Below are 11,630 nucleotides of genomic sequence, written 5' to 3'. Positions count from 1 at the left end.
TCATCCTTTTGTTTTGCTGTATCGTTCTGCCGCACGCACAAAGCGTCCCGGCAGAGGCGTGCCCGCCCAGTATAAATGCGGGAAGCCCGCATAGAAATTCTCGTTTGCAAAGCCGCATTCCCACTGCATTTTCTCGTTTTTACGGGCCGTAAATGCAGTGCCGTTTGCGGTGGAATCCCAGTGGTGAAATTCGTGGACGGGCAGGCTTTCTCCCGCGCGGAACAGCATACTGTCCCGCTTTGCGGTCAGGACGGCATAGCCGAACCGCACCAGCCTGCCCGCCCGGACGCCTGCTCCCGGCAGGACACCCGCCATGGGCCAGCTCTTTCCCTCGGCGTCCTCCAGACTCTGCCCAAGATACAGAAAGCCGCCGCACTCTGCCGCTGTCGGCAGGCCGGCGTTCACCGCCTCCCGGATGGAGGCCCGCATGGTTTTATTTTCGCTCAGGGCCTGCGCATACAGCTCCGGGTAGCCGCCGGGCAGATACAGCCCGCAGACTCCCTCCGGCAGGGCAGCATCCCGCACCGGGCTGAAAAATACAGGCTCCGCGCCCGCCTCCCGCAAAGCGTCCAGCGTTTCGGCGTAAGTAAAGCAGAAGGCTCCGTCCCTCGCCACGGCGATGCGGACAGAAGCGGACGCCGTTCCCCGGGGAGAAAGGCATCCGCCCTCGGGGCACGGCCTTTCCGTCACCGCTGCCAGCTTCTCCCAGTCCATCACCAGACGGTCTGCCAGCAGAGCGATCTTTTCCTGAATGTCCGTGATCTCGCCTGCGGTCTTCAGGCCCAGATGGCGGCTTTCCACCGCTGCCTGCGGCAGGTTGGGCAGATAGCCCAGCACCGGCAGGCCGGTCTCTCTTTCCAGCAGGTCTTTGAGCATTTTATACAGCTTTTCGGAGCAGCTATTGAGCAGGATGCCCGAAATATGGCTGTTTTTGCGGAAGTGCACAAGGCCCTGGATCTCTGCCGCCAGTGTTACGCTGGCCCCTCCGGGCTGCACCACCAGCAGCACCGGAAGCCCCAGCGTGTCTGCCAGCTCCCATGCGCTGGCCCGGGTGGTCAGGCCCTGCCCGTCGTAAAAGCCCATGGCCCCCTCGCACACGGCAGCGCCGTGTCCGGCGGCACAGCGGGCGTAAAGCGCCTGCACCGTGGGACGGTCCGAGAGAAACAGATCCAGATTATGGCTGTCCACCTGCAGAGCGGAGCGGTGGAACATGGGGTCGATGTAGTCCGGCCCACTTTTGAAGGCGCAGGGGTCGGCCCCGCGCTTTTTCAGTGCCGCCAGCACGGCGCAGGTCATGGTGGTCTTGCCGCTGCCGGACCGGGGCGCGGCGATGAGGAATTGCATCATTTGCGTATACCCGTAATGAGGAAGATGGGGTTGTTTGCCATGAGCAGGTGAAGGCGGCCTGCCTGCTTTGTGCGGCTGACCGCCAGCTGCACCACCTCGGCGGCAAGGCCCCGGGCGGTAAGGGCGGCAGCCGCAGCGCTCAGCGTTTCCAGCGCAATGGCGGAAATGCAGATGCGCGCGTCCGGGTTTTTGGCAAGCACAGCATCCAGCACGCCTTCCATGCCGCCTTTTGTTCCGCCAATGAACACGGCGTCCGGCGCAGGCAGGTCTGCCAGTGCATCCGGGGCGCGGCCCTCGATGAGGGTGAGGTTGTAAGTTTGGAACTTTGCCCGGTTCTGCCGGATCAGGGCACAGGCGTCCGGATCGCACTCCACGGCATACACATGCCCTTTAGGCGCTGCCAGTGCCAGCTCCACGCTCACACTGCCCGTGCCTGCCCCCACGTCCCACAGGATATCCGCAGGCTTCACGGCCAGCTTTGCCAGCGCGGCAGCGCGCACCTCCTGCTTGGTCATGGGCACCTGGCCCCGGATGAAGCTTTCGTCCGGGAAGCCCGGCGTGCGGAAGTGCGGGACATCGAAGTTTTCCACCAGAAGCACGCTGAGCGGTGCAAAACTCTGCCCCGCCAGTTCCGCCGCAGAGCCGTAGCGGATGGCCTCTTCCCCGGTGCCAAGGTTTTCGCCCACCAGTGCGTGGGCTTCGCCCATGCCGGCGTCGGCCAGCTTCCGGCAGAGGGTGGCGGGTGTTTCGGCCCCGCCGGTGAGGAAGAAGACGGAGCGCTCTGTCATGCACTCTGCCACCGGGTCGCAGGCACAGCCGTGGGCCGACACCAGCTTCCAGTCCTGCCATGGGCGGCCCAGCGCCGCCGCCAGCAGCTGGATGCTGGAAACGCCCGGATACACCCGCGCAGGGATGCCCAGCGCCCGCAGGGGCGTGAGCAGGCCGGACGCACCGGAATAAAACCCGGTGTCCCCGCTGTAAAGCACGGCGGCATCCTGTCCGGGGGCCTGTGCCAGCGTCTCAAGGATCTCGGCAGGCTGATAGAGGGCAAACTGCCGGGCAGTGCACTCGGGCGGGAGGCCCGCCAGCAGCCGCTTTGCGCCAAACACAAGGCCTGCCCTGCGCACAGCGTCCTGCGCCTGTGCCGACAAAGCCTCCCAGCTGCCGCTTCCCATACCGATCAGTGTGACCATTTCAAAATCTCCTGACAATGCGTGAATAATCCTGCCTCGGTCTCGCCGACCTCCTCCGGACGGCGCAGCACCACCAGCTGTACGCCGGTCTCGGCTGCGGCCTGCACCTTTTCGGCAAAGCCGCCCGCCGCGCCGCCGTCCTTGGTGACGAGATACCGGATGTGGAGCTGTTCGATCAAAGCTTTGTTCAGCTGGCAGGAAAACGGCCCCTGCATGGCAATGATGTTCCGGTGCGGATCCCGGCTGCCTCGCAGGCGGCGATGCCCTCCGGCGTGGGCAGGACCCGGGGGTAAAGCCGCTCCGGGTCCAGCGGCGCAAACGCTGCCAGCTCCTTGGCACCGGTGGCAAGCAGGATGTTTTCCTTCGTTCCGGCAAGGTACTCTGCCGCCTGCGCCGCGGTCCCGAACACCACACAGTCCTCGGGCAGCGGGCTCCGGGCCCGCAGCAGGCGGCGGTATTCCACACCGGCCTGTGCCGCCGCAGCGCGGATGTTCCGGGTCACATCCACCGCATACGGATGGGTGGCATCCACGCAGAGGTCTGCACCCGTCAGCAGCGTCGCCATGGCATCCGGTTCCAGCCGCCCGGCGTGGACCGTGATGCCCGCCATCTCACCCTGTTCCTCGGCTCCCAGCGGCGTGGCCACACACACGGTCACCTCAGCCCCCAGTGCCGCCAGCTTTTTGGAGAAGCGGCGTCCCTCGGTGGTGCCGCTGAACACGACAGTTTTCATTTGCGATACCCCCGGGGCGTGACCATCCGGCCCGAAAGGGCGCGGGTGTTCCCGTTGCCGATGTACACGGTGGTGAACATATCCACCGGCGTGTCTTCCAGCTCGGCCAGCGTCAGCACCCGGGCGCTCTGGCCCTCGCGGCCAATGTTGCGCACAAGGCCGCAGACCGTCTCCGGTCCCTTGCCGTTTGCGCGCAGGATGCGCACCGCCTTTTGCAGGTAGTCCGGCCTGCCCTTGGAAGAGGGATTGTACAGTGCCACGCAGAAATCGCCCTGCGCGGCGCAGGCCAGCCGCTTTTCGATGACCTCCCACGGGGTGAGCCGGTCGGAAAGCGAGATCACGCAGAAATCGTGGGCCAGCGGTGCGCCCAGCACCGCCCCGCCGCTGAGGGCGGCAGTGAGTCCGGGCACCACCTCCACGGCAACATCCGGGTAATCCTCGGCCAGCTCCAGCAGCGGACTGGCCATGCCGTAAACACCTGCGTCGCCGCTGCACACCAGCGCGACCCGCTTGCCGGTGCGGGCCTTTTCCAGCGCCCAGCGGCAGCGGTCGATCTCCTGCGTCATGCCGGTAGCATAGTATTCCTCGCAGGGGAACTCAGGCTCGATCAGGTCAATGTAAAGCTTGTAGCCGCAGATCGCATCCGCATGTTCAAGGGCGCTCTGGGCTTCCTGGGTCAGATAAAAAACATCGCCGGGGCCAAGGCCCACCACGTAAACAACATTCTCGGGCCGGTCCATGTCCCATCCGTCCATCTCAAATTCGTACCTGTCAGACATGCTGCCACCTCCAATCCGGGGAAAAGGGCCGCGCAGCCAGCGCAAAGGTCACGCCGGTGCGGGCAAATTTGTGAAAAAACAGCGGCCCGCCTGCAGCCAGCACCGCAGCGCGCTCGCAGACGTTATCCACGCCGGTGACGCTCTGCACAAAGGCCGAGGGCGTAAAGCTGCCGGGGGCCTGCCGCAGCTGTTCCGCCGTGAAAAACTCCACAGGCCAGCCTCGACTCTGGCAAAAGGCCAGAAGGCCCGCTTCGTTCTGCTTCAGATCGATGCTGGCCGCCGCCGCGATGCACTGCGGGGCAAAGCCTGCCTGTGCGCAGAAGGCCGCAAAGGCTTCGGCCAGCGTGTCGGCGCCGGTGCCGTGCCTGCACCCCACCCCCAGCACGCCGATGCGCGGCACAAGATGCAAAGCATCTCCCGCCGGGCACAGGGTGAGGGCAAGCTCCGGGGCCGCTGCATCTTCTGCAAGGCCCGCAGGCGGGCTGCCTGCAATGGGCCAGTCGGATGCGAACCGCACCGTTCTGCCCGCCAGCAGTGCGCCGCTGACCTTTTTGATGCGCTCCGGCTCCAGCACGGCACAGTTCTGGTGTCTGGCCCATTCATCCACCGCAAACACACCGTTTGCGTCCGTGGCAGTGGTAATGACCGGCACCGCGCCGCACACAGCGGCCAGCCTCCGCGCCAGCTCGTTGGCCCCGCCCAGATGGCCGGAGAGAACGGGCACCGCAAAGCGTCCGCACTCGTCCAGCACCACCACCGCCGGGTCAGACGCCTTGCTTTTGCAGTGGGGCGCAATGGCCCGCACCGCAATGCCCACCGCACCCACAAAAATAAGGGCATCACTGTGTGCAAACTGCCGGGCCGTCCATTCCGCAAGGCCCGGCTGCCCGGGCTCATGGCCGCAGCGGGCCACGCTGCCGGGATATTCTGCGGCCAGCTTTTCCGCCAGCGCAAGGCCCTTTGCCGTAAAGGCAAGATAGGCCCGGGTCACTGGTCTGTCCCCCTGCGGAACTCGGTGGTAAAGGCCGGGTCGTACAGCTTGCTGCGCTCGTAGTTCCGGCCCAAAAAGTCACCCACCACGATGAGCGCCGTTTTGGTGATGCCCGCTGCATGAACGCTTTCCGCCAGCGTGCCCACAGTGCAGCGGACGGTCCGTTCTTCCGGCCATGTAGCCTTGTACACCACCGCTGCCGGGGTATCCGGCGTGTAGGCTCCGCCCGCCAGAAGTGCCTGCTGCACCTTTTCCACAAGGCCGATGGACAAAAAGATCACCATGGTGGCCCCATGGGCGGCAAGGCCTGCCAGCTTTTCCTTTTCCGGCACCGGGGTGCGGCCCTCCATACGGGTGATGATGACGGTCTGGCTCACGGTGGGCAGGGTGTACTCGGCGTTCAGCGCCGCTGCCGCACCGCAGAAGCTGGAAACACCGGGGGTATCATCGTAGGGAATGCCCTCGGCATCCAGCACATCCATCTGCTCCCGGATGGCACCGTAAAGGCAGGGGTCACCGGTGTGCAGGCGCACGGTGATCTTACCCGCAGCTTCCATCTGCCGCATCACATCCAGCACCTGCTCCAGCGTCATTTCAGCGCTGTTATAAATGGCGCAGTCTGCCTTTGCAAGGCCCAGCAGGGCCGGGTTCACCAGACTGCCCGCATAGATGATGCAGTCGGCTTTCTGAAGCAGGGCCGCGCCCCGCCGGGTGATGAGGTCCGGTGCGCCGGGGCCTGCGCCTACAAAATGTATCATAACATCACTCCTTTACCAGAACGGTGGTAAAATAGCCCGGCTGGACCTGCGGCTGCCCGCGGGAAAGGTCCGGGCAGACCTGTTCATCCGGCAGGCCGCAGTTGCACACAAGGGCGCTGTTTTTCAGCTTATCTGCCTGCCGCAGGGTATCCAACAAGGCAGGCAATTGCCTGCCGGTCTTCATCAATACTTTGGTGCCAGACGTATCCAGCATGCGGCCCGCCCAGCTGCCCGGCGCAATGGTGAGCGGTGCATCCATGCCGCCGGTCAGCGGCACATTCAGCCGCGCCGCCGCCGCACAGAAGCTGGGCACCCCCGCCGCCATGGCGGTGGGATAGCCCTCTGCTTCCAGAAGGCGCTGCAGATAGCCAAAGGTGGCATAGATGGAAACGTCCCCAAGGTTCAGCATGGCAGTGTCCTGCCCGGCATCCAGATAAGGCCGCACCGCCTGCACTGCTGCTTTGTGGGAAGCCGCCAGCACAGCCGGGTCGCGGCTCATGGCAAAGTGCAGCGGGACGATGGTCTTGCCGTCCAGCGCTTTTCCCAGCGCACTGCGGGCGATGTCCAGCGCCAGCATCTGGCCGGAAGAAGTCTGCGGCGCAGCCAGTACCGGGCATTTCCGGATCAGCCGCACCGCCTGCAGGGTCAGCAGCTCCGGGTCGCCGGGGCCTACGCTGACGCCGTAAAAGGTGCCTTTCAGTTCTGCCATTCCTTCATCAGCTCCTTTGCCGTTTTGGTCTCGCCCAGCGGGCCGTGCTGGTTGGAAAAGAGCACCGCGCCCACCCGGAACGCCCCGCCTGCCCGTCGGTCCAGATGCATCTGGATGGCCGCAAGGATGCTTTCCAGCACCGGTGCACGCAGCTGTGCGCCGTCCAGAATGTCAAGGCAGGCATCCGTGGTGGCGGCGTCCATCAGGGCGGCGCACACTTCGCGCGAAGCCCCGCACAGCGCCGCATGGGCGCAGAACACCTCGGCACGGCCATCTGCCGTGTGGGAATGGGTGTTCATGACCCCTGCCGCCAGCTTGCAGAGCTTGCCCACGTGTCCCACCAGCAGCACCTGTTCAAATCCTGCCGTTGCCGCCATATCCAGCGTATCCCCGATGAAGTTGGAGGTCTTGACCACCGGGAACCGCTCAAACTGCGGCAGAGCGGAGGCCAGATAGTCCAGCCCGTAGTTGCCGGGTGCCAGTACCAGCCGCCGGGGGCCGGGGGCATTTTTTGCCCGCAGCGCAGCCTGATTCATTTCCAGCTGGATGGTATCCAGAATCGCCTGCTGGCTCATGGGTTCCACGATGCCGCTGGTGCCCAGCACGGAAAGCCCGCCCTCTACCCCGATGTGCGGGTTGAAGGTGCGCTTTGCGGTCTCGGCACCGCCCTCGATGGAAATGGTCACCGCAAAGCCGCCGGTGTAGGCAGCATTTTCAGCTTCCCGTTCCAGTGCCTCGGCGATCATCCGGCGCGGCACATGGTTGATGGCGGCTTCGCCTACGGGCTGGTCAAGGCCGGGCTTCGTCACCCGGCCCACCCCCTCACCGCCAAAGATGCGCACGCCGGGGGCATCCGGTTCCAGCACCACCGATGCGACCACCGGCAGGCCCGTGGTCACATCCACATCGTCGCCGCCGTCCTTGCGGATGGCACATGCGGCACCTGTGTCCGTTCTGCGGCACCAGAGGGGAGCCACCTCTACCACGATGCCCTTGGGCGTACGCAGGGCCACCGTTTCCGGTTCGCGGCCGGTCAGCAGCAGACGCGCCGCCCCGGCAGCCCCCAGCGCGGCACAGGTGCCGGTGGTGTAGCCGCAGCGCAGCAGTTTCTGGCCGCTGCGGACGTAATGCTCAAACTGCGGCTTTCCGGCGGGTGCCTTTTCGGCTTCCGGCTCCGGTGTGCCGAACAGAGCCGTGTACTGCTGTTCGGTCAGGCCGTACAAAGCGCGGATGCTCTCCGGCTGAAACGCCTGTTCCGGGGTCAGCACGCCGGAAACACCGCCGGGCGAAACGCACACCACCGTGTCCGCTATTTTTTGGGCCAGCTCCAGCTCGTGCAGGCTCAGGATCACCGCCAGCTTTTGGGTGTGTGCAAGCGTTCCGAGGATGGTGAGCAGTTCAATTTTGCCCTTGATATCCAGAAAAGAGGTCGGTTCGTCCAGCAGGATCACTTCCGGCTGCTGGCACAGGGCCCGGGCCAGCAGGATGCGCTGGCGCTGGCCGTCGCTGATGCGGTTAAAATCCCGGTCTGCCAGCTGCGCCGCGCCCACCAGCTCCAAGGCTCTGTGCACCTGCTGCCTGTCCTCGGCAGATAAAATGCCCAGCCGTCCGGTGTAGGGATAGCGCCCCGCCGAAACAAAATCAAAGCAGGTGGTCAGCTCCATCCGGCGGCTGTGAGGGGCCATGAGGGCCAGCTTCTGCGCCCGCTGGGTACCGGTGTAATCGGCAAGGCTTCTGCCTTCCAGCAGCACCGTGCCGCCCATGGGGGCCAGCTGGCCCGCCAGCGTGCGCAGCAAGGTGGATTTGCCTGCGCCGTTGGGGCCGATGAGGGTCAGGAAATCTGGCCCGGCTGCACCCCGAGGCAAATATCCGAGAGCAGCGGTGTCTTGCCGTAGCCGATGGCAAGACCCTGTGCTCCGCACAAAAAATGTTCCTTCATCGTGCACCCTCCTGACTGCGCCGCACCAGCAGCCAGATGACCACCGGTGCACCGAACACGGCCGTGACCGAGCTGATGGACAGCTCCGTGGGCGCAAACAGACTGCGGGCCAGCAGGTCGCAGAACAGGCAGAAGGCCGCACCGCCCAGACAGCACCCGGGCAGCACATGCAGCGGCTTTGCGCTGCCCAGCAGCTGCTTTACAAGGTGCGGCACCGCGATGCCTACAAAGGAGATCGGCCCCGCAAAGGCGGTGACGCAGGCGGCCAGCAGACTGGAAAGCAGCACCAGCACCGCTGAGAAAAGCCTGACGTTCACGCCCACACTGCGGGCGTACTCCTCGCCCATCTGGTAGGCCGCCATGGGTTTGGAGAGCAGAAAGGCAGCCGCCAGCACAGGCAGCGTTACCAGTGCCGCCGCCTGCACATTGGCCCATGTCATGCCGGAAAAGCTGCCCTGCGACCAGTTGTGCAGGTTGACGATGTTGGAGTCCTGCGCAAAGGCCACCACGATATCGGTGACAGCGGAACAGATGTAGCCGATCATCACACCGCAGATGACCAGAATGCTCATGCGCTGCACCCGCCGGGCCACCGCCAGCACAAAGGCCATGGCCGCCATGGCACCCGCAAAGGCAGCCGCGATCATGGTGGCCGAGCTGGTCAGCATCCCGCGGTCCAGAAACACCACCATGGTCAGGGCCACCGCCAGCTTTGCGCCGCTGGAAACGCCCATGACAAAGGGCCCGGCAATGGGGTTTGCAAAAAAGGTCTGCAGAAGGTATCCCGCTGCGCTGAGGGCTGCCCCCAGCAGCGCCGCCATGACCGCGCGGGGCAGGCGCAGCTGCAGGATGATGTTCCCCGCAAGCGCATCGCCGCCCTTGCCCAGCAGTGCCGTCAGCACCGCACCCGGCGCAAGGGATACGCTGCCCCAGAACAGGTTCAGCGCAAAAAGCACCGCCACGGCTGCCGCAAGGGCAATATAGGCGGCTGCGAGGCGTCTGGTACGGGTCATAGGCTTTCCTTTCTGTAAAATTTTTCTTCTTTAATCCACATGGGTGAGGAATTTCAGTTCACCGGCGGCAGGTGTACCCTCGGTGAACACCCGGTTCATGTCCACAATCAGGTCTGCCAGCTCCATGCTCTGCTGGAACAGGCTCTGGGTGGTGCACCACACCTGACCGTTCTGCACCGCTTTGAACTCGTTCAGCAGCGGGAAACGCTCGGTCAGCTGGCTCACCGATGCGATCATGCCCTCGATGGCGCTGTTGTAGATGAGCACATCGGCATCCTTTGCGCCTGCATAGAAGTCCTCAAGCGGCAGGTTCATGGTAGCAAGGCTGTTGCCATTGTCCGTCAGGTCCGCAAAGACATAGCTGCCGCCTGCCATTTCGATCATGCGGGCCACATAGTCACTGCCCTTGCGCACAGTGGCAAGGTTGTTGGTGGTCAGCGAGAAGAAGGCGCAGCTTTTTCCCGTGGGTTCCTGCGAGAGGATGGGCTGAACGGCTGTCTCCTGCACGGAAAACACACGCTCTGCCTGTTCTTCCCTGCCCAGCAGGATGCCGTAAAGCTTGATCCACTCCATGCGGGCCAGCGGGTCGCTCTCGTAGCTGGAACGCTCCACCAGCACCGGGATGCCAAAGTGTTCCAGCTGTTCCTTTACCTCCGGCGTGTGCAGGATCATGGTATTCTCAATGGCAAGGCGGCAGCCCGCCGCCAGGATCTGCTCGTAATCCGGGGCGCTGTACTTGCCCGCATACGCGATTTTTCCCTCTTCCATGGCCTGCCGCACTGCAGGCAGATACCAGCCCTCGGCCTTGGTGCCGGAAAAGGCCACGCTGTCCAGTGCGTCCAGATGCAAAAGCAGATCCATCACCGAGGTGGAGACCAGATAAATATTCTCCACCGGCTGGCGCAGCACAGTCACATCAGCGGGCAGACTATCCACCTCCGCAGCATCTTCCGGCACAACAAGGAACCGCGTATCCGACTCCGCAATGGTCAGCATGGTATAGCCGCCCTCATAGCAGTCCGCCGTGAACTGCTGCGCATAGTCCAGCTGGTAATGATGGGAGAAAACAAGACTTTCCGTATTGGCAGGCTGAGCCTTGCTGCCGCAGCCGGTCAGCGTCAGCGCCGCAGCAGGGATCAGTTTCAGAAATTGGTTGCGAGTGATTTTCATAGGTAACTCCTTCCGTCACGGCTAGCGCCGCGCCACCTCCCTCATAGAGGGAGGCTTTGGCAGTACGGTAAAGTTTATCTTTTTGCCAAAGAAGGTGACTGGAGGAGTCACTTCAGACTTGCGGAATCAAAGGTCAGCGTGTACTCGATCTCGTGGGGGGTGCTCATGGCCACGGTGTCGGCGGTGACGTCCAGTGCCGTGTCCAGCGCGGCAACGGGGATCTCAAAGGTGGAATTGCCATCGGTGTTGGTGGGCAGATACTTCTCGCCGTCCACGATCATATAATCATAATTGGGGCTGCTCCACACGATGGTTGCAGTCATTTTGCCGTCAGCCACGGTCAGGGCAGCGGGGCTCTCCACGGTGGCACGGCCGGAGCCGCCTTCCAGCGTTACCTCACAGGTGTAGGTACCGTCGGCGGGAGCTGCGGTGCCAGCCTGTTCGACCGCATTGCGCACGCTGACGACATGATCGTACCACTTGCCCTTGGTGCCCAGAATGGCCAGATCAAAGTCGGCATCCACGGCAGAGACCGGGATATCAAAGCCGTACACCTCCTCCGAGGTGCCATCGGAGTAGGTGACAGTGTCGGTGGTGGGCTGCAGCCAGTCGGACGCATTGGCTGCGGCGTCCGCAGCCTTGCCCAGATACAGGTTGACGATGTGGGTGGAAGCCAGACTGACGTGGAAGGTCATCTGGCCATTCTCCACGGTCAGGGTGCCCTTGCCGTTGCAGGCTTCGTTGGCATGGAACATGGAGCTGTCGGTGTCAAAGTCGGCGGTATACACACCATCCGGGAGAGCGGCGGTCTCAACGGCAGAAGAAGCCACGGAAGAAGCAGCCTCCGAGCTGGCAGCGCCGGACGCCGCAGAAGATGCCGTGGAAGAAGCGCCGCAGCCTGCCAGCAGGCTCAGTGCCAGAGAAGCAGCGACAACACAGGAAAAAACGCGTTTCATAGGAAATACCTCTACATTATAAAAAATCAGCTTTTATTATAC

10 protein-coding genes and 1 pseudogene are annotated in these 11,630 nt (G+C 63.7%); all 11 read right to left on the bottom strand.

Annotation, left to right across the window (positions count from 1 at the left end; translation table 11 throughout):
- Nucleotides 1-1,347, bottom strand: a complete 1,347-nt coding sequence (locus ACKXF7_RS06955) for a cobyrinate a,c-diamide synthase (protein ID WP_423742526.1) — start codon at nt 1,345-1,347, stop codon at nt 1-3.
- The gene (cbiE, locus tag ACKXF7_RS06950; RefSeq protein ID WP_423742525.1) at nt 1,344-2,540 is read right to left on the bottom strand and encodes a precorrin-6y C5,15-methyltransferase (decarboxylating) subunit CbiE; all 1,197 of its coding nucleotides are present in this window, start codon (nt 2,538-2,540) and stop codon (nt 1,344-1,346) included. Before cbiE ends, ACKXF7_RS06955 begins: the two co-directional genes overlap by 4 nt.
- A pseudogene (cobK, locus tag ACKXF7_RS06945) lies at nt 2,528-3,273 on the bottom strand (precorrin-6A reductase). Before cobK ends, cbiE begins: the two are co-directional and overlap by 13 nt.
- Nucleotides 3,270-4,052 (bottom strand): precorrin-3B C(17)-methyltransferase, encoded by a 783-nt coding sequence (gene cobJ, locus ACKXF7_RS06940; protein WP_418266390.1) that lies wholly within the window; start codon nt 4,050-4,052, stop codon nt 3,270-3,272. The pseudogene cobK and the gene cobJ overlap by 4 nt, the downstream one beginning before the upstream one ends.
- Nucleotides 4,045-5,043, bottom strand: a complete 999-nt coding sequence (locus ACKXF7_RS06935; RefSeq protein WP_423742524.1) for a cobalt-precorrin 5A hydrolase — start codon at nt 5,041-5,043, stop codon at nt 4,045-4,047. The genes cobJ and ACKXF7_RS06935 overlap by 8 nt, the downstream gene beginning before the upstream one ends.
- Nucleotides 5,040-5,801: a precorrin-4 C(11)-methyltransferase gene (cobM, locus tag ACKXF7_RS06930; RefSeq protein WP_339395781.1), complete on the bottom strand. Its 762-nt coding sequence runs from the start codon at nt 5,799-5,801 to the stop codon at nt 5,040-5,042. The genes ACKXF7_RS06935 and cobM overlap by 4 nt, the downstream gene beginning before the upstream one ends.
- 4 nt (nt 5,802-5,805) lie before the next feature.
- Entirely contained in the window at nt 5,806-6,510 is a 705-nt protein-coding gene (gene cobI, locus ACKXF7_RS06925) for a precorrin-2 C(20)-methyltransferase (RefSeq protein WP_418266388.1), read from the bottom strand.
- Entirely contained in the window at nt 6,498-8,375 is a 1,878-nt protein-coding gene (gene cbiD / locus ACKXF7_RS06920; RefSeq protein WP_423742523.1) for a cobalt-precorrin-5B (C(1))-methyltransferase CbiD, read from the bottom strand. Before cbiD ends, cobI begins: the two co-directional genes overlap by 13 nt.
- A 70-nt stretch (nt 8,376-8,445) precedes the next feature.
- The gene (locus tag ACKXF7_RS06915) at nt 8,446-9,462 is read right to left on the bottom strand and encodes a FecCD family ABC transporter permease (protein WP_423742521.1); all 1,017 of its coding nucleotides are present in this window, start codon (nt 9,460-9,462) and stop codon (nt 8,446-8,448) included.
- A 30-nt stretch (nt 9,463-9,492) separates the two neighbouring features.
- Nucleotides 9,493-10,632, bottom strand: coding sequence for an ABC transporter substrate-binding protein (locus ACKXF7_RS06910; RefSeq protein ID WP_423742520.1), 1,140 nt, complete (start codon nt 10,630-10,632; stop codon nt 9,493-9,495).
- 107 nt (nt 10,633-10,739) lie between these two features.
- A complete protein-coding gene (locus ACKXF7_RS06905; RefSeq protein ID WP_423742519.1) occupies nt 10,740-11,588 on the bottom strand; it encodes an iron transporter in 849 nt (282 codons plus the stop codon).
- Nucleotides 11,589-11,630 lie beyond the last annotated feature (42 nt).

The organism is Faecalibacterium sp. 7, assembly GCF_049562865.1.
GTDB classification, from domain to species: Bacteria; Bacillota; Clostridia; order Oscillospirales; family Ruminococcaceae; genus Faecalibacterium; species Faecalibacterium wellingii.
Note: the sequence above shows the minus strand (reverse complement) of the source record. Positions and strands in the feature narration are given on the sequence as shown.